The organism is Pseudacidovorax sp. 1753 (genome assembly GCF_040544975.1).
In the GTDB taxonomy this organism is placed as follows: domain Bacteria; phylum Pseudomonadota; class Gammaproteobacteria; order Burkholderiales; family Burkholderiaceae_C; genus Xenophilus.
The window spans coordinates 25,235-51,016 of record NZ_JBEPKY010000021.1; the positions used below are offsets into that span (position 1 = coordinate 25,235).

19 protein-coding genes and 1 pseudogene are annotated in these 25,782 nt (G+C 67.3%); 3 read left to right on the forward strand and 17 right to left on the reverse strand.

What is annotated here, in order from left to right; translation table 11 throughout:
• Positions 1–10: 10 nt before the first annotated feature.
• Positions 11–1,196 (forward strand): annotated as a pseudogene (dprA, locus tag ABIC63_RS23250) (DNA-processing protein DprA).
• Positions 1,197–1,468: 272 nt separating this feature from the next.
• Here the strand turns inward: dprA and ABIC63_RS23255 are convergent.
• From ABIC63_RS23255 to ABIC63_RS23275, 5 genes are all read right to left on the reverse strand, one after another.
• Positions 1,469–3,901 (reverse strand): DUF1631 family protein, encoded by a 2,433-nt coding sequence (locus ABIC63_RS23255; protein ID WP_354321537.1) that lies wholly within the window; start codon positions 3,899–3,901, stop codon positions 1,469–1,471.
• Between the two features lie 289 nt (positions 3,902–4,190).
• On the reverse strand, positions 4,191–5,147 hold the full coding sequence (gene secF, locus ABIC63_RS23260) for a protein translocase subunit SecF (protein WP_294376616.1): 957 nt from the start codon (positions 5,145–5,147) through the stop codon (positions 4,191–4,193).
• A 24-nt stretch (positions 5,148–5,171) separates the two neighbouring features.
• Positions 5,172–7,058, reverse strand: a complete 1,887-nt coding sequence (secD, locus tag ABIC63_RS23265) for a protein translocase subunit SecD (protein WP_354321538.1) — start codon at positions 7,056–7,058, stop codon at positions 5,172–5,174.
• A 76-nt stretch (positions 7,059–7,134) separates the two neighbouring features.
• Positions 7,135–7,464 (reverse strand): preprotein translocase subunit YajC, encoded by a 330-nt coding sequence (gene yajC, locus ABIC63_RS23270; protein WP_234193418.1) that lies wholly within the window; start codon positions 7,462–7,464, stop codon positions 7,135–7,137.
• Between the two features lie 287 nt (positions 7,465–7,751).
• A complete protein-coding gene (locus ABIC63_RS23275) occupies positions 7,752–11,360 on the reverse strand; it encodes an indolepyruvate ferredoxin oxidoreductase family protein (RefSeq protein ID WP_354321539.1) in 3,609 nt (1,202 codons plus the stop codon).
• Positions 11,361–11,538: 178 nt separating this feature from the next.
• On the opposite strand from ABIC63_RS23275, the gene ABIC63_RS23280 reads away from it, so the two are divergent.
• Positions 11,539–12,015: an Lrp/AsnC family transcriptional regulator gene (locus ABIC63_RS23280; protein WP_294376605.1), complete on the forward strand. Its 477-nt coding sequence runs from the start codon at positions 11,539–11,541 to the stop codon at positions 12,013–12,015.
• A 100-nt stretch (positions 12,016–12,115) separates the two neighbouring features.
• Here the strand turns inward: ABIC63_RS23280 and ABIC63_RS23285 are convergent, their stop codons facing one another.
• Together ABIC63_RS23285 and ABIC63_RS23290 are read right to left on the reverse strand one after the other, a co-directional pair.
• The gene (locus ABIC63_RS23285) at positions 12,116–12,415 is read right to left on the reverse strand and encodes an antibiotic biosynthesis monooxygenase family protein (protein WP_294376602.1); all 300 of its coding nucleotides are present in this window, start codon (positions 12,413–12,415) and stop codon (positions 12,116–12,118) included.
• An 81-nt stretch (positions 12,416–12,496) separates the two neighbouring features.
• Positions 12,497–13,333, reverse strand: a complete 837-nt coding sequence (locus ABIC63_RS23290) for an alpha/beta hydrolase (protein WP_354321540.1) — start codon at positions 13,331–13,333, stop codon at positions 12,497–12,499.
• Between the two features lie 69 nt (positions 13,334–13,402).
• On the opposite strand from ABIC63_RS23290, the gene ABIC63_RS23295 reads away from it, so the two are divergent.
• A complete protein-coding gene (locus ABIC63_RS23295) occupies positions 13,403–15,040 on the forward strand; it encodes an MFS transporter (RefSeq protein ID WP_354321541.1) in 1,638 nt (545 codons plus the stop codon).
• 9 nt (positions 15,041–15,049) lie between these two features.
• Here ABIC63_RS23295 and ABIC63_RS23300 read toward each other — a convergent pair whose 3' ends face one another.
• The 10 genes from ABIC63_RS23300 to dnaA all read right to left on the reverse strand — a co-directional run bounded on the left by ABIC63_RS23300 (position 15,050) and on the right by dnaA (position 25,772).
• A complete protein-coding gene (locus ABIC63_RS23300) occupies positions 15,050–15,508 on the reverse strand; it encodes a RidA family protein (RefSeq protein WP_354321542.1) in 459 nt (152 codons plus the stop codon).
• A 261-nt stretch (positions 15,509–15,769) separates the two neighbouring features.
• Positions 15,770–16,276 (reverse strand): hypothetical protein, encoded by a 507-nt coding sequence (locus ABIC63_RS23305; RefSeq protein WP_354321543.1) that lies wholly within the window; start codon positions 16,274–16,276, stop codon positions 15,770–15,772.
• Positions 16,277–16,477: 201 nt separating this feature from the next.
• Positions 16,478–16,954 (reverse strand): peptidase associated/transthyretin-like domain-containing protein, encoded by a 477-nt coding sequence (locus ABIC63_RS23310; RefSeq protein ID WP_354321544.1) that lies wholly within the window; start codon positions 16,952–16,954, stop codon positions 16,478–16,480.
• Positions 16,955–17,121: 167 nt separating this feature from the next.
• Positions 17,122–17,646, reverse strand: a complete 525-nt coding sequence (locus tag ABIC63_RS23315) for an ATP-binding protein (protein WP_354321545.1) — start codon at positions 17,644–17,646, stop codon at positions 17,122–17,124.
• A complete protein-coding gene (locus ABIC63_RS23320; protein ID WP_354321546.1) occupies positions 17,643–18,110 on the reverse strand; it encodes an ASCH domain-containing protein in 468 nt (155 codons plus the stop codon). Before ABIC63_RS23320 ends, ABIC63_RS23315 begins: the two co-directional genes overlap by 4 nt.
• Positions 18,070–19,560, reverse strand: a complete 1,491-nt coding sequence (locus ABIC63_RS23325) for a GNAT family N-acetyltransferase (RefSeq protein ID WP_354321547.1) — start codon at positions 19,558–19,560, stop codon at positions 18,070–18,072. The genes ABIC63_RS23320 and ABIC63_RS23325 overlap by 41 nt, the downstream gene beginning before the upstream one ends.
• 87 nt (positions 19,561–19,647) lie before the next feature.
• Positions 19,648–20,076 carry a hypothetical protein gene (locus tag ABIC63_RS23330; protein WP_354321548.1) on the reverse strand — a complete coding sequence of 143 codons (429 nt, stop codon included), beginning with the start codon at positions 20,074–20,076 and terminating at the stop codon, positions 19,648–19,650.
• A 330-nt stretch (positions 20,077–20,406) separates the two neighbouring features.
• Positions 20,407–23,028, reverse strand: coding sequence for a DNA topoisomerase (ATP-hydrolyzing) subunit B (gyrB, locus tag ABIC63_RS23335; RefSeq protein ID WP_354321549.1), 2,622 nt, complete (start codon positions 23,026–23,028; stop codon positions 20,407–20,409).
• Positions 23,029–23,143: 115 nt separating this feature from the next.
• Positions 23,144–24,262 carry a DNA polymerase III subunit beta gene (gene dnaN / locus ABIC63_RS23340; RefSeq protein ID WP_234193406.1) on the reverse strand — a complete coding sequence of 373 codons (1,119 nt, stop codon included), beginning with the start codon at positions 24,260–24,262 and terminating at the stop codon, positions 23,144–23,146.
• A gap of 88 nt (positions 24,263–24,350) precedes the next feature.
• Positions 24,351–25,772 (reverse strand): chromosomal replication initiator protein DnaA, encoded by a 1,422-nt coding sequence (gene dnaA / locus ABIC63_RS23345; RefSeq protein ID WP_234193405.1) that lies wholly within the window; start codon positions 25,770–25,772, stop codon positions 24,351–24,353.
• Positions 25,773–25,782: the final 10 nt, after the last annotated feature.

The window sequence follows — 25,782 nt, forward strand, 5'->3', positions numbered from 1 at the left end:
AGGGCGCGGGGTGGAGAGGGAGGATCTGCGGGGCTGGCTGCGGCTGGCCCTGGCCCCCGGTGTAGGGGCCGGTACCGCAAGAAGGCTGCTCACGGCCTTCGGATGGATGGCCGGACGCGGTGTTCGCGCAACCGGCCGCCGCCCTGGAGGCGCTGTGCAGCCCGGCCCAGGCCCGGGCGCTGCTCGACGAGCAGGAGGGCTTCGCGGCCATGCTCCACCGCACGCGCGAATGGTTGGATGCGACCGGCCCCGAGGGCGCCGTGCACCGCATCGTCGCCCTGGGCGATGCCGCCTATCCGCCGGGGCTGCTGGAGATCGCCGATCCGCCGCTGATCCTCTACCTGCTCGGCCCGGCCGGGCTGGTGGATGCGCCCCTGCCCGGCGACGGCCTGGCCATCGTGGGCAGCCGCAATCCCACACCGCAGGGCGCCGTCGATGCACGCCTCTTCGCCCGCGCGCTGGCCGAGGCCGGCTTGCCCATCGTTTCGGGTCTCGCGCTGGGCGTGGACGGGTCGGCGCACGAGGGCGCGCTGGAAGCCGCCACGGCGGCGGATGGCCGGCTGAGCACCATCGCGGTGGTGGGCACGGGGTTGGACCGCGTCTACCCGGCGCGCCACCGGTCGCTCGCCCACCGCATCGCGGCCCGGGGCGTGATCCTGAGCGAACAGCCGCTGGGCACGCCACCGCTCACGGCCAACTTCCCTCGCCGCAACCGGCTGATCTCCGGGCTGTCGCAGGGCACGCTCGTGGTGGAGGCGGCATTGGCCTCCGGCTCGCTGATCACGGCGCGCTGCGCGGTCGAGCAGGGCAAGGAGGTGTTCGCCATTCCCGGCTCCATCCACTCGCCGCAGTCGCGGGGCTGCCATGCCTTGATCCGCCAGGGCGCCAAGCTGGTGGAAACCGCGGCAGACGTGCTGGAGGAACTGCGCCGGCCCGCCGCGGCATCCGTCCCAGGCACTGCCTCGCTCTTCGAGCGCGAAGGCGCGAGCGAGGTGGACGAAGCGGCCACGCCCGGGCCGGAGGACGGCGACGGACTGCTGAAGCACCTCGGCCATGCGCCGGCCACCCTGGACGCGCTCTGCGCCCGCACCGGCCTGGCCACGCCGGTCCTGCAGGCCCGGCTTCTGGAGCTGGAACTGGACGGCCGCGTCGGCCGACTGCCCGGCGGCCTGTTCCAGCGCATCGAAGTGGGCTGAGCACGCCCGGTTGGCAGCTGGCTGGGGGCGTTTCGTCGGCGCTTCTTCTGCGCCTGTCGGGCAAACACGGCGCATGCCGCGTTGGAAGGGCCGCGATTCTGGATTCTGGTTTCGCCTATCGCTCAAGCTGGGAGGGCTCGAGCGGCCGCGGAGCAGGCCATGCCAGAGCACCCGCGGAACTGGCTCCGCCAGGCCGCCGGGTGCGCCCCCCTCCAAGCCGAAGGCGCAAGAGAGGGGGGAGCCGCGAAGCGGCATGGGGGGCGCCCCTTTTCCTAGCTCAGCAGCCGCTCCGGATTGGCGTCGATCTTGGCCAGGGCCTCGCGGGTGGCGCGGACGGTCAGCGTCTCCTCTTCCGCCGGCACGAGCAGGCCGCCGTGCAGGTAGGCGGCGAGGCGCTGGGCCTGGATCAGGAACTGCCGGCCATCGGGCGAGCCGAACAGGTGCAGCTGGCGGTGCTTGCTGCGCCACACGAACTGCACCTGGCTGGGCCGTCCGTTGTGGTCGAGGAGGAACCAGGCGCCCACCTGCAGCGCGTTGGCCCATTCCAGCGCCTCCGGCGGCGCCTCGGCGCCGTTGTTGGCCAGCACTTCCATCGACGACACGTCGATGCCCAGCAACAGCTCCAGGTGGGTCGAGTCCAGGGCCAGCGGCTCGGCGCTCTGGTCCGCGATCACCGCCTCCAGATTGGCCAGCCGGCCTGCCAGGTTCTCGATCTGCGCGGCGGGAATGCTCTCGGTCTTGGCCGTGAAGGCGTCCGAGAGCGTGCGGCCCAGCGTGCGGATGTGGTCCTCCTGCGGCTGCCCGGTCAGGCCCATCAGGTCCATGCCCTGGCGCAGGCGCTGAAGCAGCGAGGGCAGGGCCTGGATCATGCGGGCGCGCTCGCTGCGGCTCGGCTTGGCGCTGGCCGCCCAGACCAGCTCCGAGGCCACCCGGCGCAGCTGCGCCGTCTGCTCGTCCTGTGCGCCGTACTTGAGCGCGCCGATGGCCAGCACTTCCGCCCACACCTTGAACAGGAACTCGCGGATCTCCTCGCGCACCGGCATGTCGTTGAGCATCTTGCGAAGCTCGATGGTGTACTGGATGGCCAGCGTCTCCTTCTGCTCCACCTGCTGCGCGACGCTCATCACCTTCTGGGTGGCGTCGTTCTGGGTCAGGTACTTGGAGAGGAAGGCCACGAACTCGTCGTAGACCAGCTTGAACACGCGCTGGCCGGTTTCCGGGTACTGCTCGATCACCTGCACCACGCGGCGGATTTCGCTCTCCAGCGCGCTGCCGGAGATGGCGGCGGCGTCGAAGCCCATCACGACCGAGCCCATGCGGTCGATCAGCATGCGCGCCGGATGCTGCAGGGAGGCGAAGAACTCCGCATCGGCCACCGCCACCCGCAGCACGGGCATCTGCAGCCGGGCGAACCACACGCGCACGGAGAAGGGAATGCGCTCTTCGGCCAGGATGGACTGGAACATCAGCGCGACCACTTCCACCGTCGCCTTGTCGGCCGACGTGGGCGCACGCCGCTTGAGCTCGCCGCTCTGGCGCCGAAGGTCGCTGGCGGCACGCTGCATGAGGCCGGGCTCGGCCACGTCCACGTACACGCCCACGTTGAAGGGATAGGCGGCTTCCACGTCGGCGATGGCGGCGGTGAAGGCCTGGGCGCCGGTGTTGGTGGCCCAACTGCGCCGCTCGACGCCCATGGGCATCGGGCCGTCCGTGTGGCCCGTGGGGCCCGCGCCGTAGGCGTAGGCCGGGCCGGGAGCGCCCCCGCGGCCGCTGTGCCCGCCGGGGGCGGTGGTGATGCCGCTCGCGCCTCCACCCCCGAGGGAGGCCGGGCCGCCCTCGCCCCCGCCGGCCACCACGCCGCCGATGATGCGCCGCAGCCGCCCGAGCACGGCGCTGGCCTGCTGTCGCGCGGAAGCCATGGCGCCGGGGCTCGCGGCGAAGGGGGCAGCGTCGGGCATGGCCCGGGTGCGATCCCAGGGGCCCGCGGCCCCCTGGCGGCCGGCCGGTGCGCTCCCGCTCGCCGGGCCCAGGGGACTGGCGGCGCTGTCCGCGCCCCGTCGCACCAGGCTGCGCAGTTCGATCTCCGGCATCACCCCGCGCGCGATCAGGAAGGCATTCAGGGCCTCGTAGCCCTTGCTGGCGGCATCGCCGAGGTGGCCCGCGAGGACGTCCTGCACCTGCGACCACAGGGCGCGCGGCAGTCCGGTCGATGTCCATTCCTCGACCAGGATGGAGGCCAGCGTCTCCGGCCGCAGCACGTCGCCGCTCGCCCAGTCGGCCCCGCTGCTGCCCTCCAGATGCTGGATGCGCAGCTTCAGTTCATTCAGTTCGAAAGGTGAGCGGTCCTGGAGCGCCATCGCCAGTCGCGAGACCAGGATGCTGTTCTCCACGACCTCGTCGCCCACCAGCTCCAGCCGCAGCGATCCGCTGGTCGAGGTGCCCGCGGCCGGAGCCTGAGACAGGGCCTGCGACCAGCGCTGGCGCACCGCCTCCAGCCAGCGCGCGTGGTCGGCCTCCCAGGCGAGCAGGTGATCGCGGTTCTCCTGCATCTTGCGGGCCGTGCCCACCTCGCCGGCCAAGGCCAGCAGCCGGTCGCGCACGGCCTGGGTGGTGCGCAGCACCGCCGCCTCCATGGCGTGCACGAAGCGCTCGCGCGACTCGCGCGCGAGCAGCAGGGCAGATTCGCGGGGGAGCGAAGGGCTCATGGCGACAGGGAGGGCGCATCAGCGCCGGCAGCGGGCAGGGCGTTCACGCAGGGGGCAAGACAGGCGGAACGAAAGATAGTGAATTGTTGTTAATTCCAACTGGTTCGAATGTAACGGAGGCCGCCACTGCACCGTATGCGGGGTCCGCCCAAGTCCCGAAGCGCGGGTCAGAAAAGCGTCGACAAGGCGACAGGCTGCACAGATACGCGCGGCGCCGCATGCGGCATGCCCTGTCCAGAAAAGAAGAAACCCGGCCGGGGCCGGGTTGGACGTGGGGGCCGGTGCGCGCTTACACCGTGGCGCCGGCGTTGGGATCGTTCGGATCCTCGTCGCGCTTGGCCGGGCCGCCCTTGATCAGGTCCTCGCGCTTCACCCCCAGCCACATGGCGATGGACGCCGCCACGAAGCAGGAGGAATAGATGCCGAAGCAGATGCCAATGGTCAGCGCCAGCGCGAAGTAGTGCAGCGTCGGGCCGCCGAAGAAGAACATCGACAGCACCACCAGCTGAGTGGAGCCGTGGGTGATGATCGTGCGGCTGATGGTGCCCGTGATGGCGCTGTCGATGATCTCGACCGTGTCCATCTTGCGATAGCGCCGGAAGTTCTCGCGGATCCGGTCGAAGATCACCACCGACTCGTTCACCGAGTAGCCCAGCACCGCCAGCACCGCCGCCAGCACCGCCAGCGAGAACTCCCACTGGAAGAAGGCGAAGAAGCCCAGGATGATCACCACGTCGTGCAGGTTGGCCAGCACGGTGGACAGCGCGAACTTCCATTCGAAGCGGAAGGCCAGGTAGATCATGATGCCCACCACCACCATGCCCAGCGCCTTCAGGCCGTTGGTGGTGAGCTCGTCGCCCACCTGCGGGCCGACGAACTCGTTGCGGCGCAGCTGCACCGACGGGTCGACCGTCTTGAGGGCGGTCATCACGCGGTTGCTCTGCTCCTGCGAGCTCACGCCCTTCTGGGCCGGCAGGCGGATCATCACGTCGCGCGAGCTGCCGAAGTTCTGCACCTGCACGTCCTGATAGCCCAGGCCACTGACGGCGCTGCGCACCTTGTCGAGCTCGGCCGCCTGCGGGTAGTTCACTTCCATCACCGTGCCGCCGGTGAACTCCACCGACAGGTGCAGCCCGCGATGGAACAGGAAGAAGACGGCCGCGACGAAGGTGATGATCGAGATCGCGTTCAGCACCTTCGCATAGCGCATGAACGGGATGGTGCGGTGGATGCGGAAGAATTCCATGGTCGTTGTGCTCCGTTCCGCGGCTTACTTGGCCTTGGCCAGGGAGGTCTCTTCGGCCTGGCCCGGGCGCCAGACGGTGCCGATGGACACGGTCTTGAGCTTCTTCTTGCGGCCGTACCAGAGGTTGACCAGCCCGCGCGAGAAGAACACGGCCGAGAACATCGAGGTGACGATGCCGATGCAGTGCACCACCGCGAAGCCGCGCACCGGGCCCGAGCCGAAGGCCAGCAGCGCCAGGCCCGCGATCAGCGTGGTGACGTTGGAGTCGAGGATGGTGCCCCAGGCGCGGTCGTAGCCGGCGTGGATGGCGGCCTGCGGCGAGGCGCCGTTGCGCAGCTCTTCGCGCACTCGCTCGTTGATCAGCACGTTGGAGTCGATGGCCACGCCGATGGCCAGCGCCATGGCCGCGATGCCCGGCAGCGTGAGCGTGGCCTGCAGCATCGACAGGATGGCCACCAGCAGCAGCAGGTTCACGCCCAGCGCGATCGACGAGAAGACGCCGAACAGCGCGTAGTACACGCACATGAACACCATGATCGCCAGGAAGCCGTAGGCCACGCTCTTGAAGCCCATGGCGATGTTGTCGGCACCCAGGCTCGGGCCGATGGTGCGCTCTTCGATGATCTCCATCGGCGCGGCCAGCGAGCCGGCGCGCAGCAGCAGGGCCAGATCGTTGGCCTCGACCACGTTCATCGAGCCGGAGATCTGGAAGCGCGTGCCCAGCTCGCCGTTGATCGACGGCGCCGTCAGCACCTCGCCCTTGCCCTTCTCGAACAGCAGGATGGCCAGGCGCTTGCGGTAGTTGTCGCGGCTGACGTCGCGCATGATGCGGCCGCCCTTGGCGTCAACGGTCAGGTCAACCTTGGGCTGCTGCGTCTGCGAATCGAAGCCGGGCTGCGCGTCGGTCAGGTTCTCGCCGCTGATGACGACCTGCTTCTTCACGATCACCGGACGTCCGTCGCGGTCCATGAAGCGCTCGGAGCCGAAGGGCACGGGGCCGGTGCCCAGTTCGGCGGCGCGGCCTTCGGCGCTTTCGTCCACCAGGCGGAGTTCCAGCGTGGCGGTGCGGCCCAGGATTTCCTTGGCCTTGGCCGTGTCCTGCACGCCGGGCAGTTGCACGATGATGCGGTCCAGGCCCTGCTGCTGGATCACCGGCTCGGCCACGCCCAGTTCGTTGATCCGGTTGTGCAGCGTGGTGATGTTCTGCTTGAGGGCGCTGTCTTCCAGGCGTCGGGCCGCCTCGGGCTTGATGGTCACGGCCAGCTTGTAGTCGTTGCCGTCCTGGCTGGCGGTGGCCGCGAGGTCGGTGAACTGGTCCTGGACCAGGTTCTGCGTGGCCTGCTGGGCGGCGGCGTCGCGCAGGCGCACCTCGATGGCCTGGCCGTTGCGCGTGACGGCGGCGCCGCGGATGTTCTTGTCGCGCAGCGCGGTGCGCAGGTCGCTGGCGAAGGTCTCGGCGCGCTTGTCCAGGGCGCCCTGCATGTCCACCTGCAGCATGAAGTGCACGCCGCCGCGCAGGTCCAGGCCCAGGTACATCGGGAAGGCATGCAGTGCCGACAGCCAGGTCGGCGAGCGCGACACCAGGTTCAGCGCCACCACGTAGGGTGCGTCATTGGCATCGGGCACCAGGGCATGCTGCAGCACGTCGCGGGCCTTGAGCTGGTCGTCGGTGGTGCCGAAGCGGGCGCGGATGGAGTTGGCATCCAGCGTCAGCATGTCGGGCGCGAGGTTGGCGGCCTTGAGCGCCGCTTCCACGCGCTGCTGCGTCGAGGCATCCACCTTGACGGTGGACTTGGCGGGCGAGACCTGCACGGCCGGCGCTTCGCCGAAGAGATTGGGCAGGGTGTAGATCAGCCCCACCAGCAGCACGATCACCATGATCGCGTACTTCCAGACCGGATAGCGGTTCATCGCTGGATACCTAAGGAATCGAGACGCGGATGCGCTCAAAAAGAGAGGCTGCCCCGGGGGCAGCCTCTGCGCCTAATTACTTGTAGCTGCCCTTGGGGAGCACCTGGACCACGGCGCTGCGCTGCACCTTGATCTCGACGCCGTTGGAGATTTCCAGCGTCAGAAACTGGTCGCCCATGGCGCTGATGCGGCCGACCACGCCACCGGCGGTGGCCACGTCGTCGCCCTTGGCCAGGGCGTCCAGCATGGCGCGCGTTTCCTTCTGGCGCTTCATCTGCGGGCGGATCATGACGAAGTACAGCACCACGAACATCAGCACCAGCGGCAGCATGCTGGTGAGGGAAGACATCATGTCGCCGCCACCGGCGGCAGGGGCGGTCTGGGCGAAAGCGGAGGAAATGAACAAGGGAGGTCTCCAGGAGAGCGGATGGGGTCTGACCGCAGGCGGTGCCCGCGGTTCCGGGGCGGCCGGATCGCTGGAAGCGGGGCCGCCGGTGCGCGAAGAGGCCCACGAGGGGAGGGCTTCGCACAACCGGCGGATTGTATGCGGGGGGTCTTGACGGGCCGGCGTCAAGCCGGCACGCGGCGCGGGATATTGCACGCCCTGCCAAGGCTGCTGTCACCGCGCGCCTCGGCCTGCACCCCGGACAGCGGCGCGCGGCATTCCGCGGGGCGGACGGCCGCGCGCGCTGATCAGGCCGCGGCGCGTGTGGCCGGCTCGCCCGTGCGCCAGCGCGCCATCAGGGACTGCCAGCGCGTGCGCACGGCAGCCAGGTTGCGCTCCTTCACATGGCCGTAGCCGCGGATGCCGTCGGGCAGCGCGGCGATCTCCAGCGCCAGCGCATGATGTTCGGCGTCCAGGCCCTGCAGCACTTCCTCGATGGCCGCGCGGTATTCGCCGATCAGCGCGCGTTCGGTGCGGCGCTCCTCGGTGCGGCCGAAGGGGTCTAAAGCGGTGCCGCGCAGGCCCTTGAGCCGTGCCAGCACGCCGAAGGCGCGATGCATCCATGGACCAAAGCGTTGCTTGACCAGCTCGCCCTTGGCGTTGCGCTTGGCGATCGCCGGCGGCGCCAGGTGGTAGTGCACGGTGTAGTCGCCTTCGAACATCTGGTCGATGCGCTCGCGGAAGCCCGTCTGCGTGTGCAGGCGCGCCACCTCGTACTCGTCCTTGTAGGCCATCAGCTTGAAGAGCTGGCGGGCCACCGTCTCGGCCAGCGCCGTCTTGCCCAGCGGCGCCTCGGCCGCGCGCACGCGTTCGACGAAGGCGCGGTAGTCCTCGGCATAGGCGCCATTCTGGTAGTCGGTCAGGAAGTCCACGCGCCGCGCCACCAGCGAGGCCAGCGTCTCGCGCTTCTTGAACTCGATCACCTGGCCCGGGTTCAGGCGCTGGGCCATCTCGGCCGGCCGGTGCGCGGCCTGGCGGCCCCATTCGAAGGCGGCCTTGTTGGCCTCGATGGCGACGTTGTTGAGCTCGATGGCGCGCATCAGCGATTCGTGCGCCAGCGGGATCCAGCCCTTCTGCCACGCATAGCCCAGCATCATCGGGTTGACGAAGAGCGTGTCGCCCATCAGCTGCGTGGCGGCCGCATCGGCGTCGAAGGCGCCCACGCCGGCCTCGCCCACGGCCTTGCCGATCTGCACGGCACAGGCGTCCTGCGGGTTCTGCCACTGCGCGTTCTTGACGAAGCTGGCGGTGGGCGTGCTGTGGGTGTTGAGGGCCACGTGCGTGCGGCCCTCGCGCATGCGGGCCAGGGTCTCGCCGTTGACGGTGACGATGGGGTCGCAGGCCAGCACCAGGTCGGCGGCGGCGGTGCCGACGCGGGTGGTGCGGATGTCGTCCTGCCGCGCCCCGATCAGCACATGGCTCCAGGTGGCGCCGCCCTTCTGGGCCAGGCCGGCGGCGTCCTGCGTGACGATGCCCTTGCCCTCGATGTGTGCTGCGACGCCCAGCAGCTGGCCGATGGTGATGACGCCCGTGCCGCCCACGCCCGCGACGACGATGCCCCAGACCTGGTTGGCCGCCAGCGCCGGCAGCGCGGGCTCGGGCAGGGCACCCAGCTCGGCCGGCGTACCGGCCTGGCCCTTGGCCTTCTTCTTGAGCTGGCCGCCTTCGACCGTGACAAAGCTCGGGCAGAAGCCCTTCAGGCAGCTCATGTCCTTGTTGCAAGTGCTCTGGTTGATGGTGCGCTTGCGGCCGAACTCGGTTTCCAGCGGCTCCACCGACAGGCAGTTGCTCTGCACGCTGCAGTCGCCGCAGCCTTCGCACACCAGGTCGTTGATGACCACGCGCTTGGCCGGATCGACCATCGTGCCGCGCTTGCGGCGGCGGCGCTTCTCGGTGGCGCAGGTCTGGTCGTAGATGATGGCCGTGGTGCCGGCGATCTCACGGAACTCGCGCTGCACCGCGTCCAGCTCGTCGCGGTGGCGCACCTTCACCGTCTCACCGGCGTAGCTGCCCGGAATGGCCACGCCCTGGTACTTGGCCGGCTCGTCCGTGACGATCACGACCTTCGTCGCGCCCTCTGCATGCAGGCTCTCGGCGATCTGCAGCACCGAATGGCCCTCGGGCCGTTCGCCCACCTGCTGGCCGCCGGTCATGGCCACGGCGTCGTTGTAGAGGATCTTGTAGGTGATGTTGACGCCCGCCGCGATGCTCTGACGGATGGCCAGCAGCCCGCTGTGGAAGTAGGTGCCGTCGCCCAGGTTGGCGAAGAGGTGCTTCTCGTGCGTGAAGGGTGCCTGGCCCACCCAGGGCACGCCCTCGCCGCCCATCTGCGTGAAGCCGTAGGTGGCGCGGTCCATCCAGTTCGCCATGTAGTGGCAGCCGATGCCGGCCATGGCGCGAGAGCCTTCGGGCACCACCGTGCTGGTGTTGTGCGGGCAGCCCGAGCAGAACCATGGCACCCGGTCCGCGCCCTGCACGCCGCCGGCGTTGATCGCCTGCATCGAACGCTCCTTGGCCTCCAGCAGCGCCATCTGCGCCTCCACGCGCGCCACCATGTCGGCGCCGCCCGAGGCCAGGATGCCGGTCTTCTTGAGCCGCTTGACCAGCGCCCGCGCGATCAGTGCCGGGTTCAGGTCGGCATTGGCGCGCAGCAGCGTGTTGGCCGTGGGATTGGGCATGGCCCATTCGCCGCCGGAGAAGTCGCCCTCCAGCTCGTCGAACTTGCCCAGCACGTTGGGCCGCACGTCGGGGCGCCAGTTGTAGAGCTCTTCCTTGAGCTGGTATTCGATGACCTGGCGCTTCTCCTCGACCACCAGGATCTCCTGAAGGCCGGTGGCGAAGTCGCGGGTGAGCTGCGCCTCCAGCGGCCACACCACGCCCACCTTGTGCAGCCGGATGCCCAGCTGGCGGCAGGCCGCGTCGTCCAGGCCCAGGTCCGCCAGCGCCTGGCGGGTGTCGTTGTAGGCCTTGCCGCTGGCCATGATGCCGTAGCGGTCGTGCGGGCCTTCGATCACGTTGTGGTTGAGCCGGTTGGCGCGGATGTAGGCCAGCGCGGCGTACCACTTGTAGTGCATGAGGCGCGCCTCCTGCTCCAGCGGCGCGTCGGGCCAGCGGATGTGCAGGCCGCCGGGCGGCATGTCGAAGTCGGTGGGCAGCACGATCTCGACCCGGTCCGGGTCGATCATGGCGGTGGCGCTGGATTCGACGATCTCCTGGATCGTCTTCATGCCCGACCAGATGCCGGCGAAGCGGCTCATGGCAAAGGCATGCAGGCCCAGGTCCAGGATCTCCTGCACGTTGGCCGGGAAGAACACCGGCGTGCCGCAGGCCTTGAAGATGTGGTCGCTCTGGTGCGCGGCGGTGCTGCTCTTGGAGATGTGGTCGTCGCCCGCGATGGCGATCACGCCGCCCAGCGGCGCGGTGCCGGCCATGTTGGCGTGCTTGAACACGTCGGAGCAACGGTCCACGCCCGGCCCCTTGCCGTACCAGATGCCGAAGACGCCGTCGAACTTCTGCTGCTCCTTCGGCGAGAAGCCCAGCATCTGCGTGCCCCACAGCGCGGTGGCCGCCAGCTCTTCGTTGACGCCGGGCTGGAAGACGATGTTCTGTGCCTTGAGGTACTTGCTGGCCTTCCACAGCGCTTGGTCGTAGCCGCCAAGCGGGGAGCCGCGGTAGCCGCTGATGAAGCCGGCGGTGTTGTGGCCCTGCTGCGCGTCGCGCAGGCGCTGCAGCATGGGCAGCTTGACCAGCGCCTGCACGCCGCTCATGAAGGCGCGGCCGTAGTCCAGGCTGTATTTGTCGTCGAGCGTGACCGTCTCGAGGGCCTTGCGGATGTGTTCGGGCAAGGGAGCGTTCATCGTTGTCTCTCTCCGTCGGCTGGGGCCTTGTGGGCCGTGGCGGGTGGGTCTGGCTCCGGGTGGACGTCCCCCGAAGCATCATGTGCGCAAAGTGTATGCCCGGCTTCTGGATAGGTGTTTGCGTTCCATGCGCTGAAAATGGATGATCGAGAAAGGATCTTGCGCAAAGGGTGCCGCTTTGGAAAGCATTGACAAATATGACCTCGCCATCCTGCGCGAGCTGCAGGACGACGCCCGGCTCACCAATGCCGAGCTGGCCCAGCGGGTCGGGCTGTCGGCCGCCCCCTGCTGGCGCCGGGTGCGCGCCCTGGAGGCGCAGGGCTACATCAAGGGGTACCACGCCGAGCTGGACCGCCGCAAGATCGGCTTGGGCGTCCTGGCCTTCGTGCGGGTGGACACCGACCGCGCCACCAGCGACGCCACCCGCGTGCTGGAAGAGGCCATCCGCCGCCTGCCCGAGGTGGTGGCCTGCCACTACATCAGCGGCAACGGCATGTTCGAGCTCCAGGTGGTGGCGCAGGACCTGGACGCCTTCTCCCGCTTCGCGCTCAACAGCCTGATGACGCTGCCCAACGTGAAGGACCTGCACACCAGCTTCTCGCTGGGCGAGGTGAAGGCGAATTCGGCGCTGCCGCTGGGCCACCTGGGCGGGTGAGTGCCCGCAGGGGCCCTGCTGCGGCGCGGGGCGTTAGGGGAGCGCATCGGCCTGCGGGCGGCTTTCAGCCCGGCCGCCGCACGCCGACGGTAGCGGCCGTTCAGGCAGCGCCGACCAGCGTGAAGTGCTCGACCACCGGTGGATGCGCGAAGAAAGGCCCGACGATGGCGCGCCATTCGGCGAAGGCCGGCGATTCGCGGAAGTCGACCGTGTGGTTCTCCAGCGTCTCCCATTCGATCTGCAGCAGGTAGCGCTCGGGCGATTCGATGCCTTTGACGACACGCCAGCCGCGGAAGCCCTTCGCCTTGGCAATGACGGTCTGCAGGCCGCGCACGATGGCGGCGTCGAAGTCGGCCTGGCGGCCGGGTTGGATGCGGATGTCTGCGGTTTCGAGGATCACGGGAGAGTCTCCTGAGGGTTGAAAGAAGGGGGATGGCGCATCGCCGGCTCGTGTCACGTAGGGCACCCGGCGCGTCGTCATTCAACCGCGCGCCAGTGCGACCAGCGCCAGCGCCATCGCGCCTTGCGGATCGGCATAGGTGTCGAGTTCGTCGAAGTGGTGCAGCCCGGCCAGCGGCAGCCGGCGCGTGGGCAGGCCGGCGGCCTCGCGGGCGGCGGCGTAGTCCAGCGACTGCTGGCGCAGCTCCGGCTGCTCGGCCTCGCCCCAGGCGATGACCATCGGCGGCGAGTTGGCGGGCAGGTGGTGCAGCGGCGAGTGGCGTCGGGCGGTGGCGGCGTCCATGCCCAGCTTGTCGTTCAGCCGGCCCAGGCGGATCGGCTCCAGCTCGTACAGACCGCTGATCGCCAGGCTGCCGATCACGCCCGCCTCGTTCTGCAGGCAGGCCGTCAGGTGGCCCCCGGCCGACCAGCCCGACAGCACGATGGGCCGTCCCGTCTCGTGGCGCAGGAAGGCCAGCGCCTGCCGGCATTCCTCGACGATGCGGTCCATGCCGGCCTCCGGCCCCAGCGTGTAGCCCACGGCGGCAAAGCCCAGGCCATGCGCCAGCGGCCCTTCGGCCAGAAAGGAGAACTGCTCCCGTCCGCGCATCTGCCAGTAGCCACCGTGCAGGAAGACCACCAGCGGCGAGGCGTCGGCCGGTCCGAACAGGTCGATGCGGCAGCGCGGCGGCTCGGCATAGGGAACGTCCAGCCGTGTGTCGGGCCGTGTGCGCCAGGGTGCGCTGCGCTCGGGCCAGCGGCCGGTGATGGCCTTGAAGTCCGGTACGACGGCCGAGCTGTCGTAGGCGGCGTCGAGGGTGGGGCGGTCCATGCCGCGCCAGAGCGCCGGGCCGGAAGGGGCCGAAGCCGTCGTATTCATGGGAGCACGCGGTGGTGAACGAAGCGCGCGAGCTTACGGCCAAGCCTGCTGCTTCACAATCGAGCGGGCATGCCACCCATCGACCCCGAAGAGACAAGCCCCGCCACGCCACCCCGCCGCGCGCCGCGCTTCGCGGCCCTGGAGCCGTTGCGGCTGCCGGTCTTCCGGTTGCTGTGGGGCACCTGGTTCATCGCCAACACATGCATGTGGATGAACGACGTGGCGGCCGCCTGGCTGATGACCACGCTCACCACCTCGCCCATGTGGGTGGCGCTGGTGCAGACGGCCTCCACGCTGCCGGTCTTCCTGCTCGGCCTGCCCAGCGGGGCGCTGGCCGACATCCTGGACCGCCGCCGGTGGCTCGTGGCCACGCAGTTCTGGCTGGCGGGCTCGGCCACCGTGCTGTGCGTGGCCATCGGGCTGGACAGGATGAACGCGCCGCTGCTGCTGGCGCTGACCTTCGCCAACGGCATCGGCCTGGCGCTGCGCTGGCCGGTGTTCTCGGCCATCGTGCCGGAGCTGGTCACGCGGCCGTTGCTGCCGGCGGCGATGGGCCTCAATGGCATCGCGATGAATGCCTCGCGCATCGTGGGGCCGCTGGTGGCGGGCGTGCTGATCGCCAGCGCGGGCAGCGTGTGGGTCTTCGTGCTCAATGCGGTGCTGAGCATCGCCTCGGGCTTCGTCATCCTGCGCTGGCGGCGCGAGCACAAGGTCGATCCGCTGGGCCGCGAGCGGCTGGTGAGCGCCATGCGCGTGGGCGTCCAGTTCGTGCGGCAGTCGCAGCGCATGCGCGCCGTGCTCTCGCGGGTGGCCGTCTCCTTCTTCCATTCCAGCGCGGTGCTGGCGCTGCTGCCGCTGCTGGCGCGCGGCTTCCACGAGGGGCCGAAAGGCGGCGCCGGCACCTTCACGCTGCTGCTGGCCTCGATGGGGGCGGGCTCGATCATCGCGGTGCTGCTGCTGCCCCGGCTGCGGGAGATGTTCGACCGTGACCACCGCGTGCTCTACGGCTCGATGCTGCTGTCGGTGGGCACCGCCGTGCTGGCGCTGTCGCCTGCGCTGTGGCTGGCCGCCTTCGCCGTGTTCTTCTGTGGCGCGGCCTGGATCACGGTGGCCAACTCGCTGTCGGTGTCGGCCCAGCTGGCGCTGCCCGACTGGGTGCGGGCGCGTGGCATGTCCACCTACCAGATGGCCATCATGGGCGCCGGCGCGCTGGGCGCGGCGGTGTGGGGCCAGATCGCCGAATTGAGCACGCTGCGCGCCAGCCTGCTGGTGGCCGCCGTGACCGGCACGCTGGTGATGCTGGCCGTGCTGCGCTGGGTGCCCGACGGCCCGGGCGAGGACGACATGAGCCCCGCCGGGACCGACTGGGCCTTCAACCCGCCGCCTGCCAGCGCCGGCGAGGACGGCCGCGTGGTCATCACCGTCGAGTACCTCATCGACCCGGCCCGCGCCACCGCCTTCCATGCCGTGATGCAGGAAACGCGCCGCGCCCGCCTCAGCCAGGGCGCCATCGCGTGGGAGCTGCTGCACGATCTTTCCGCGCCCGAGCGCTATGTGGAGCAGGTGGTGGATGAATCATGGACGGAGCATCTGCGCCGCTTCCACCGCGCCACCGCCGCCGACCTGGCGCTGCGCGAGCGGCGGCTGGCCTTCCACCGGGGCGAGACGATGCCCGTGGTCAACCGCTACATCGTCCAGCGAGGTTGACGCGGCGCCTCAGCCGCGCGGCAGGTACATCGTCGCCTCGACCTCGATCAGCACCTCGTCGCCGGGCAGGAAGCGGTTGACCTCGACCACGGTGGAGACCGGCGGCTCGCCCGGATAGAACAGCCCGCGCACCCGGTTGAACAGGGCGTAGTCGGGCAGGCGGCGGAAGTACTGCACCAGCTTGACCACGTCTTCCATGGTGCCGCCATGCTCGGCCGCCAGGTCGCGGATGCGGGCCAGCACGAACCAGCTCTGCGCCACCGCGGGCGCCTCGAACACGTCCACCGACATCTGGCCGGTGGCATAGCCCAGGCCGCGCAGCTCGGCCTGCGCGGCCTCGGGCAGGTCCTCGTAGCGCGAGACCGCGCGACGCGTGGCCGGATCGACGGCCACCACGCCGCTCATGAAGACGAAATCGCCGACCCGGCGGGCGGCGGCATAACGGGCCATGGGGGTGCCCATGCTCATGGAAAGACTCCTTTGCGACGGCAGGCTGCGTCGGTCAGCGGCCATTGTGGCCAAGCTGCCGCGATGCACGCACGGGCCGTGCCGGGGAGTCCGGGAAACGCTATTCCGTTAACCACTGACCGTTCGGGCTGAGCCTGTCGAAGCCAGGGCACTGCGGGTCAAAGCCTTCGATCAGCGCAGGGCGAACGGGTCGATCGCCTGCGTTGGGGTGATCGTTGGCCGCGGCGGTGCTCACTGGCCGCGATTTGGCTCAGCGCCTCGTCAGCGGCTGCTGGCCACGCCCGTGCCGCCGCTCCAGTCGAACACTGCATGGGCGGTGGTGTAGCGGCCCACCTCGATGTCGCGTGAGACGGTCTGGCCATCGCGCGTGGCCGTCACCTGGTAGCGGCCCGGGTCCAGCCGCGCGACCATGTAGGGGCCGCCGGCGGTCACATCGTTGAGCACCACCGCGCCGCTGCCCGCGTCGCGCACCGTCACCTTGACGGGCGCGCCGGTGGGCACGGGGCCCTGGCCCTTGGCATCGAACTCGAAGCTGGCGGGCCAGCGCGGCTCGACGACCTTCATCAGCTTCGCCTCGTCGGGCGTGGTGCCGCCGCTCATGTACTCGATGCCGGCCTTCGTCATCTCGATGGGCGGGTTGTAGGTGGTCGAGGCATGGGCCGCCCCGGCGACCACCGCCAGCAGGCTGGCGGCCATGAGGTTGCCCACGGCGACCATCGGGTTGGAGATGGGGCGGGCGAGAGAGCGGTCGAGTGTGGGGGTGTTCATGATGGACGGAGGTGTGACAGGTTCGTTTTCTCGAAAGGACCACCGCGCGGTGGCGATGGGTGCGGCAGACCTCGTGTTTGATCAGGAGGCCGCGGAGCAGGCCACGCCAGCAACATCCGCGGAACCGGCTTCGCCGGGCCGCAGGATGTGCCCCCTACAGGGGGGAGGCGGAGCGCGAAGCGCGCAGCCTGGGGGTCTTGCTCAACCAGCCATGTCCGTTCCGGCCGGCCACATGAAGACGGCATGCGCCGGGCCCTTGGCGCCGACGTCGATCTGTCGCTGCAGCGCCTTGCCGTCCAGCGAGGCCGTCACGCGGTAGACGCCGGGGGCCAGCTTGGCGGCCATGAAGGGGCCGTCCGCCTTCACGTTGTGCAGCACCGTGGCGCCGGTGCGGGCGTCCTGCACCGTCACAAGCACGTTGGCCGCGAAGTCGGCCTTGGCGCCATCCTTGACCGCGAACTCGAAGCTCGCGGGCCAGCGGGTCGCCGCCTGCTGCATGGCATGGGCCTCGTCGCTGCCCACGCCGCCGCTGATGTACTCGACGCCCGTCGGCGTGGTGCGCACGGGGGGCAGGGTGTCGGCGTGCGCCACGCCCATGAGTGCGCCCATGCCGAGCAGCAGTGCGACGGCAAGGGGGCGGGCCGTATGGCGAGCGATGGAGGAGGTGAGGGTGGTCATGGCAATGTCCTTCCTTGGCTTTCCGTCCGCTGGATTCGCATCCCCGGCGGCGGAGCGGACGCCGTGGCGGCCGGGGCTTGGGGAGGACTTTGGGGCTGGAGGCTTAGGGGATGCTTAAAGCTCCGCACAGGCACATAGCTAGATTCTTCGGAGGCCGAAGGCACGCCTTAAGTGAGCAGCTGTGCCACGGCATCCCTGACTTCACCGGCCGACGGCATGTAGAGGTAAAGGATAGGCACACTGAGTTCTCGGCATACTGCCTCTGCATGCCGTCGCTCCATTCGCCGCAGATCATCGACCTCGGCGGCACACCAAGACGTATCTCCTCGCTGAAGCAGTCGATTTACTATCACTTCGCTCGCGGCATCAAAGAGGATCGAGCCCCTAATCCTGAGTTGGGTGAACGTTTGTGGGCTGATGGGCTCGTGGACGTTAATGTCTCGACGCAGGGCGAAATGGCCATCAAGCACGATGGATTTAGAGTCTTGCTCCACCCGTGCAACTGCAGCCACGAGAGCCGTCTGGTTCTCGTCAATATCGTCAACCTGCTTCGATGATGTCCAGCTTTGGAAACCTCGCTGTTCCCTTATAAGTTGGCTCGCGGTTGCATGCCTTATGCCCAGCTCCTGACACACGGGTTGCAAAAGAAAAGTCTTGCCGACAGCATGCACCCCACCGACGAAGATAGTCATTGCTTGGGCCTCCTCGCCGCCATTTTTTTTTCGAGCTTCTTGTACTCGGCAGCCTCAAGATACCTAAATGATTGAGGCGGTACGAAGTTTCCTATGACTTCAGACGGTTCGACGTGGTCGGTTGGCCTAGTGACTTTGCCGAGCAGGACCGCGAAGCCCTGCGGCTTGCCTACAAAGTAGGCTCGCAGCTCTTCTCTTGTCAGGCCGCCGCCACGCTCTGCACATGTCTTCCACAGTGCTGTTGGTGAAGCGGAAACAACCTCTGTCACCTCAACCGCCCCGACGATTTTCTGCACCGGCGAGCTGGAATATAGAAAGATCACGCTCACCTCTTGCGCAGCCCAAGACCGGCGAAACTCAACGCGCTTAGATCCGGCGAGAATCAGGTCCGCATACTTCGGTTTAATAGACAGTAGGACTGCCCTACCGCCGAGATGCGGCGAGGACTCTTGAAAAAGCGACATCAGGAATTTTGCAAATGGATTGGATAGGACCCCTTACGACACCGTCACGCATTAGCTGCTCGTAAGGAACAGCAGCGCGCAGGTGACCGATGAGGCGAAAGAGAATGACTTTGGTTGGCTTCCTCGCCAACTCGTCAATCTCGCGAAGGCTGTATACGGTCCGGCGGCTTACCAAGCTAGCGATCTGCGCGCCGTCACTGAAAACTTCGAACTGTTCGACCACACCTACGGAAGTCACGGCCTTCTCATCGTCCGTTCTGTAAAAGAGAAGCACGTCTCCTGGGCGGACTGCGTTGGTCTGGGCATGGCAGAGATACGCCAGCTTGATGGCGTTGCCGACATTGCCCGTCTGAACGAATAGGCCTGGCTGGATCGGCACGTAATCCGGGAACAGGATCGCGTGATACAGGGGTTGGATGGGAATTAAAAACTTCCCAACAGCGGGGTCGGATCTAAAGTGTGGGAAGAAGCGCCGAACATACTCTGCCGGAGCGACGTTGGTGGCAGACGGCGGCAGCACGGGATGTTGCTTTATCAGCACAACGTCTCCTTTGTAAGTGCCCCGCTCTTCGAATCCAAACTCCTTCAAGACGCGAATCAGATAGTCCTGGCTGTCGGCGCCCGCTGTAATGAAAAGGTGTTCGCATCCGTTCTCTGTCGCAAAGCGAAACGCCGCCTTGAGGAACAGCTCGCCGATCTTTCTTCCTCGTACAAGTTCTGCGACCTTGAACGTGCAGAGCTTTAAGGCTGCGCCTTGGAGCGTCTCACCCGCATCGTTCACGACCTCGTCTGTCTGAATTTGGTAGATGCAGATTGCGCCCAGAGCACCGCCGTCGTCCCGGTATACCCATGCGTGACGATCCTCTCTCGCTTTACGCCTAAACCAATCATCGAAAGCAGCGCGGCTGGCCGTCGCCGGATATCCGCCGCGAAGGCTATCGAAAAAAGGTTCAGCTAATTCAGGGGTCAGGCTGTAGAGAGGTACATCGATAATATTCGGCAGCGTGATCTGCCGCGTTTCATGCAGACGTTTCAGCCAGTCTTCCGCTGTCTGAATTGTGTAGACGCGATGCGCCAGACCATGCGCGCGCGCCTTCGCATGAACGCCCCTGTCTTCAGTTACTAGTGCGTGAACCGCATCGCAATGAAGCGCATATAGGAGTTCGTTGTCACACGCATCGTTAGGGCTAGTCTCAGGCGTATTCCAGATACATGGCGCGGGGGTGGAGAGCGCTGGGTACTGCCTGATTCTTTGGAGATTACGGTGTCGACGAGCAGCATCGTGGTCCCGGTCGAAGTCGGCAATATTCGCGGGGTGATACATCAGTTGATGACCACCAACGCTCGCTAGACGAACAAAGTTCGCCAAATTGCCCTCGAGCACTTGGAGAGAGTCCTGAAGAGGAATCAGGACGTTCGTATCCAATAGGAACCGCAAGCGCTGTCGCACGGAAACCTCCTCTTCTATTGCACCGAGTTGAAGAGTCTGCTTTACTCTATTTGCTTGGCCAGACCGACTCATAACTCGGACCCGACTCTAAACCCATTGATTGCTATAAAGAGTTCGGCGAAGTACACGAGCAGCGAAGAACGCTTTGTCCTCCAGTTCCCGCTTCATCGCCTCTGGCTGATCGATCAACCTCTGGTCATCCCATGGTTCGTCGACGTGCACCCATCGATTTCTGTATCTTCTTAATGCATGGAGATCTGCCTTAAGGTCTTGGCCAATCGGCGCGCCCTCAATCAGCTCCACCAACTTCTCCTTGCCCGTCACAGCGTACTCCGCGCGAAGGTAGGTCTCGATTCCAGCTACAGCGGTAAGGATCGACGCCAAGTGCGCGCCGCCTTCGAAGGCGGTGTCTGATTCACGAACGATGAAAGAGCACCACTCAGACAAAATGACGCCCCCCTTTAGCAGCTCCTCATCAAGCGCGATGAGATACGCCCATCGCTCAGCTGTGCTCATCGCGTACCGTTACCAGCGATGCACACGTTCGCCGCAGCTTCATTCGCAGCGCAGCGAAGATCTTCCGAAGCATCTGCGAGGTCTCGCACGGCCCTCGCCCCCGCTCCTCTCGGGGAGTCTCTGGATGACAAGTCGACAGGCAAGGAATCTTGGTTGCCATGTCATAGCAAGTGCTTGATTAAGTTGAAATTTTTTTGAGTTTCCGGATTCGCGTGTGATAGTCGTTGCCATTTTGCCCGGCAGCGTTGCGCTGCTCGCGGTCGGGCTTGTAGCAATCACAGGCTGGTGACACTACTGTCCGCTGTAGCAGACCTCAGGTCACCAGTCACCTCACACGTCGATATTCGCCGCCCGCAGCGCATTCGTCTCGATGAACTCCCGCCGCGGCTCGACCTCGTCGCCCATCAGCATGGTGAACACGCGGTCGGCTTCGATGGCGTCGTCGATCTGCACGCGCAGCAGGCGGCGCACGGCCGGGTCCATGGTCGTTTCCCACAGCTGCTCGGGGTTCATCTCGCCCAGGCCCTTGTAGCGCTGGCGGGCGGTGACGCGTTCGGCTTCGGACAGCAGCCACTGCATGGCGGTGCGGAAGTCGCTCACGCGCTCTTCCTTGGCCTTGTCGCCCTCGCCGCGGCGCGCGGTGGCGCCTTCGCCCAGCAGGCCGCGGAAGGTGTCGGCGGCTTCGGCCAGCGCCGCATAGTCGGCGCCGTGCACGAACTCCTGCGTGAGCACGCTGCTCTTGATGTTGCCGTGGTGGCGGCGGCTGATGCGCAGCAGCGGCTTGTCGGTGCGCACGTCGAACTCGCTCGCCACTTCGGCCGGGATGCCGTTGCTGCTGATCTCGCGCAGGCGGGCCTGCAACGCGACGGCGCTGGCTTCGGCGGCGGCGGAGGTGTCCAGGTCCAGGCGCACGCCGTCGGCGATGGCGCGCAGCGCCTCCGCATCCATGAAGACGCCCAGGCGGTCGATGACCGATTCGGCCAGCTGGTGCTTGCGCGCCAGCGCGTCCAGCGTCTCGCCGCTGAGCACCGTGGGGTTGGCGCCGCCGGTGTGCACGGCGGCGTCCTTCAGCGCCACGCGCAGCAGGAAGGCCTCCAGCGCGGGGCCGTCCTTGAGGTACTGCTCTTCCTTGCCGACCTTGACCTTGTACAGCGGCGGCTGCGCGATGTAGATGTGGCCGCGCTCCACCAGCTCGGGCATCTGGCGGTAGAAGAAGGTCAGCAGCAGCGTGCGGATGTGGGCGCCGTCCACGTCCGCGTCGGTCATGATGATGATGCGGTGGTAGCGCAGCTTGGCGACGTTGAAGTCGTCGGCCCCATTGCCACCGGTGGCGCCGGCATTGCCGATGCCCGTGCCCAGCGCGGTGATCATGGTCACGATCTCGTTGCTGGTCAGCAGCTTCTCGTAGCGCGCCTTCTCCACGTTCAGGATCTTGCCGCGCAGCGGCAGGATGGCCTGGAACTTCCGGTCGCGGCCCTGCTTGGCGCTGCCGCCGGCGGAGTCGCCCTCCACCAGGTAGATCTCGCACAGGGCGGGGTCCTTCTCCTGGCAGTCGGCCAGCTTGCCGGGCAGGCCCATGCCGTCGAGCACGCCCTTGCGGCGGGTCATCTCGCGGGCCTTGCGGGCGGCCTCGCGGGCCTTGGCGGCCTCCACGATCTTGCCGCAGATGATCTTGGCGTCCTGCGGGCGTTCTTCCAGGTACTCGGTCAGGGCGCGGGCCACGATGTCCTCGACCGGCGCGCGCACCTCGCTGGAGACCAGCTTGTCCTTGGTCTGGCTGCTGAACTTGGGCTCGGGCACCTTCACGCTCAGCACGCAGCACAGGCCTTCGCGCATGTCGTCGCCGCTGACCTCGACCTTGGCCTTCTTGGCCAGGTCGTTCTGGTCGATGTACTTGCCCACCACGCGCGTCATGGCGGCGCGCAGGCCGGTCAGGTGGGTGCCGCCGTCACGCTGCGGGATGTTGTTGGTGAAGCACAGCACCTGCTCGTTGTAGGCGTCGTTCCACTGCATCGCCACCTCGACGGTGATGCTCGTGCCGGGAATGCCGCCGTAACTGTCGGCCGGCCGCTCGCCGGTGGCGTAGAAGGCGTTGGGGTGCAGCACCTTCTTCGTGCCGTTGATGAATTCCACGAAGCCCTTGACGCCGCCGGCGCCGGAGAAGTCATCCTCCTTGCCGCTGCGCTCGTCCTTCAGGCGGATGCGCACGCCGTTGTTCAGGAAGGAGAGTTCGCGCAGCCGCTTGGCCAGGATCTCGTAGTGGAAGTCGTGGTTTTCCTTGAAGATCTCGGTGTCGGGCAGGAAGTGGACCTCGGTGCCGCGCTTGTCGGTCTCGCCGGTCACGCGCATGGGCGAGATTTCGACCCCGTTCACGGTTTCCAGGATGCGGTTCTGCACGAAGCCCTGGCTGAATTCGAGCACATGCACCTTGCCGTCGCGGCGCACCGTCAGGCGCAGCATCTTGCTGAGCGCGTTCACGCACGAGACGCCCACGCCGTGCAGGCCGCCCGACACCTTGTACGAGTTCTGGTTGAACTTGCCGCCTGCGTGCAGCTCGGTCAGCGCGATCTCGGCGGCCGAGCGCTTGGGCTCGTGCTTGTCGTCCATCTTCACGCCGGTCGGGATGCCGCGGCCGTTGTCGGTGACGGAGATCGAGTTGTCGGTGTGGATGGTGACGACGATGTCGTCGCAGTGGCCGGCCAGGGCCTCGTCGATGGAGTTGTCGACCACCTCGAAGACGAGGTGGTGCAGGCCGGTGCCGTCGGAGGTGTCGCCGATGTACATGCCCGGCCGCTTGCGCACGGCCTCCAGGCCTTCCAGGATCTGGATCGCGCCTTCGCCATAGCCGGTGTCGGGCGTCACCTCGATCGGGATCGCCTTGTCGATCTCGGCTTCGTACACGGGCTCGGTCTTGGGCGTTTCAGGCGCGTCGGGCTGCTTGTTGTCGCTCATCTTTAACTTGAAGCCGCGAAGCGGCTGTGACTGTCATCTGGCTGGAACCCCCGCTTGGCGGGGGCAGGGGGTGCGCCACATGCACGCGAAGCGAATCTGAGGGCGCGTCGCGACCTCAGATTCGCATCGGCATGACCACGTACTTGAAGTTCGCGTCCTCGGGGATGGTCAGCAGCGCCGAGCTGTTGCCGTCCTGCAGGTCGACGCGCACCATGTCCTGGCCCATGTTGGCCAGCGCATCGATCAGGTAGGTGACGTTGAAGCCGATCTCGATGCTGTCGCCGCCGTAGTCGATGTCCAGCTCGTCCACCGCCTCTTCCTGCTCGGCATTGTTGGAGGCGATGCGCAGCAGGCCCGGCTCGATGTTCAGCCGCACGCCCTTGAACTTGTCGCTGGTCAGGATGGCGGTGCGCTGCAGGCTGGCCAAGAGCGGCGCGCGGCCCAGCGTCACGCTGTTCTTGTGGTTCTTGGGGATCACGCGGTTGTAGTCGGGGAACTTGCCCTCGACCAGCTTGGTGACGAACTCCATCGTGCCGAAGTTGAATTTGGCCTGGTTGTTGGCGAACTGCAGCTCGATCATGGGCGGCGTGTCGCCGTCGGCGTCGGACAGCAGGCGCTGCAGCTCCAGCACGGTCTTGCGCGGCAGGATCACCTCCTGGCGCGGCACCTCGACGTCCAGCGTGGCGCTGGAGAACGCCAGGCGGTGGCCGTCGGTGGCCACCAGCGAGAGCTGCTTGCCCTCGGCCACGAACAGGATGCCGTTGAGGTAATAGCGGATGTCGTGCACCGCCATCGCGAAGGACACCTGCGACAGCAGCGCCTTCAGCGTGCGCTGCGGCACGCTGAAGGCCGGGCCGAAGCTGGCGGCTTCCTGCACCAGCGGAAAGTCCTCGGCCGGCAGGGTTTGCAGCGTGAAGCGGCTCTTGCCGCCCTTGAGCACCAGCTTGTTCTGGCTCGATTCCAGGCTCACCGTCTGGTCGGCCGGCATGGTGCGCAGGATGTCGATCAGCTTGCGCGCGCCCACGGTGGTGGTGAAGGCGCCGTCGTCGCCGCCGAGCTCGGCGGTGGTGCGGATCTGGATTTCCAGGTCGCTGGTGGTCAGCTGGAGCTGGCCGCCTGCCTTGCGGATCAGCACGTTGGCCAGGATCGGCAGCGTGTGGCGACGCTCGACGATGCCTGCCACCGACTGCAGGGCTGCCAGAACCTGGTCTTGGGGTGCCTTCAGAACAATCATGTACGTCCTCTACTCTTCGTCCTCGATCTTCCCGGGCGCGGGCCCGGATGCCGGCGCATTGTCTGCGCCCCTTCTTGGGTGGGGATGCTCATCCCTTGAGCGTCTGCTCCAGCACGTGCAACTGCTGGTTCAGCTCGGTGAGCTGCTGGCGTTCGCCGGAAATCTTGCGCACGGCGTGCAGCACGGTGGTGTGGTCGCGGCCACCGAAAAGCTCGCCGATCTCGGGCAGGCTCTTCTGGGTCAGTTCCTTGGCCAGGTACATGGCAATCTGGCGCGGCCGCGCGATGCTGGCCGGGCGCTTCTTGCTGTACATGTCGGCGACCTTGATCTTGTAGTAGTCGGCGACGGTCTTCTGGATGTTCTCCACGCTGATCTGCCGGTTCTGGATCGACAGCAAGTCGCGCAGCGCCTCGCGCGCGAGCTGGATGGAGACTTCCTTCTGGTTGAAGCGCGAATAGGCCAGGATCTTGCGCAGCGCGCCTTCGAGCTCGCGCACGTTCGAGCGCACGTTCTTGGCGACGAAGAAGGCCACCTCTTCGGGCATCTCGGCGCTCTCGGCCGCGGCCTTGTTGATCAGGATGGCCACGCGCATCTCGAGCTCCGGCGGCTCGATGGCGACCGTCAGGCCCGAGTCGAAGCGCGACACCAGGCGCTCGTGGATGTCGGTCAGGCCCTTGGGATAGGTGTCGCTCGTCATCACGATGTGCGACTTCTTCGCCAGCAGGGCCTCGAAGGCGTTGAAGAACTCTTCCTGCGTGCGGTCCTTGTTGGCGAAGAACTGCACGTCGTCGATCAGCAGCAGGTCGAGCGAGTGGTAGCGTTCCTTGAACTCGTCGAAGGTCTTGCGTTGGTAGGCCTTGACCACGTCCGACACGAACTGCTCGGCGTGCAGGTAGAGGATCTTGGCGTCGGGCTTGTCGGCCAGCAGCTTGTTGCCCACGGCATGCATCAGGTGGGTCTTGCCCAGGCCGACGCCGCCATAGATGAACAGCGGGTTGTACAGGTGGCCCGGCGTGCCGGCCACGTGCATCGCCGCGGCGCGCGCCATGCGGTTGGCCGAGCCTTCGACCAGGCTGTCGAAGGTGAGCTGCGGATTCAGCCGGTTCTTGAAGGCCCCGGCCGGTTCGTCGGGCGCGGCACCGCCCATGCCGGACATGCCCATCGGGCCGTCGCCGGGGCGCAGCGGTTCGGGCTCGGAGATGGACGAGGGCACGGCCTGCACCGTGACGGGCTGGCGCACCGGGATCTCGCGCGGCGCCAGGGCCAGTTCGACGGCCACCGGCTGACCCGACAGCCGCTCGGCCATGTCGGCGATGCGGGCGGCGTATTGCGCGCGGATCCAGTCCAGCTTGAAGCGGTTGGCGACAAAGATCGTCATCCGCGTCAGGTCGTCGGTCACCTGCGCGGTCAGCGGCTTGATCCAGGTATTGAATTGCTGCTCGGACAGCTCTTGCGCGAGCTGGTCGACACAGGCCTGCCAGAGGCTGGCACCGACCCCTTCACTCGACATGGCGGCTGCG

Excerpts from the sequence above, each read along its gene's own strand:
- ABIC63_RS23255 (WP_354321537.1), bottom strand. The coding sequence starts at position 3,901 with ATGAGCCCTTCGCTCCCCCGCGAATCTGCCCTGCTGCTCGCGCGCGAG.
- secF (WP_294376616.1), bottom strand. The coding sequence starts at position 5,147 with ATGGAATTCTTCCGCATCCACCGCACCATCCCGTTCATGCGCTATGCG.
- secD (WP_354321538.1), bottom strand. The coding sequence starts at position 7,058 with ATGAACCGCTATCCGGTCTGGAAGTACGCGATCATGGTGATCGTGCTG.
- ABIC63_RS23275 (WP_354321539.1), bottom strand. The coding sequence starts at position 11,360 with ATGAACGCTCCCTTGCCCGAACACATCCGCAAGGCCCTCGAGACGGTC.
- ABIC63_RS23290 (WP_354321540.1), bottom strand. The coding sequence starts at position 13,333 with ATGAATACGACGGCTTCGGCCCCTTCCGGCCCGGCGCTCTGGCGCGGC.
- ABIC63_RS23295 (WP_354321541.1), top strand. The coding sequence starts at position 13,403 with ATGCCACCCATCGACCCCGAAGAGACAAGCCCCGCCACGCCACCCCGC.
- ABIC63_RS23300 (WP_354321542.1), bottom strand. The coding sequence starts at position 15,508 with ATGAGCATGGGCACCCCCATGGCCCGTTATGCCGCCGCCCGCCGGGTC.
- ABIC63_RS23305 (WP_354321543.1), bottom strand. The coding sequence starts at position 16,276 with ATGAACACCCCCACACTCGACCGCTCTCTCGCCCGCCCCATCTCCAAC.
- ABIC63_RS23310 (WP_354321544.1), bottom strand. The coding sequence starts at position 16,954 with ATGACCACCCTCACCTCCTCCATCGCTCGCCATACGGCCCGCCCCCTT.
- ABIC63_RS23315 (WP_354321545.1), bottom strand. The coding sequence starts at position 17,646 with ATGACTATCTTCGTCGGTGGGGTGCATGCTGTCGGCAAGACTTTTCTT.
- ABIC63_RS23320 (WP_354321546.1), bottom strand. The coding sequence starts at position 18,110 with ATGTCGCTTTTTCAAGAGTCCTCGCCGCATCTCGGCGGTAGGGCAGTC.
- ABIC63_RS23330 (WP_354321548.1), bottom strand. The coding sequence starts at position 20,076 with ATGAGCACAGCTGAGCGATGGGCGTATCTCATCGCGCTTGATGAGGAG.
- gyrB (WP_354321549.1), bottom strand. The coding sequence starts at position 23,028 with ATGAGCGACAACAAGCAGCCCGACGCGCCTGAAACGCCCAAGACCGAG.
- dnaN (WP_234193406.1), bottom strand. The coding sequence starts at position 24,262 with ATGATTGTTCTGAAGGCACCCCAAGACCAGGTTCTGGCAGCCCTGCAG.
- dnaA (WP_234193405.1), bottom strand. The coding sequence starts at position 25,772 with ATGTCGAGTGAAGGGGTCGGTGCCAGCCTCTGGCAGGCCTGTGTCGAC.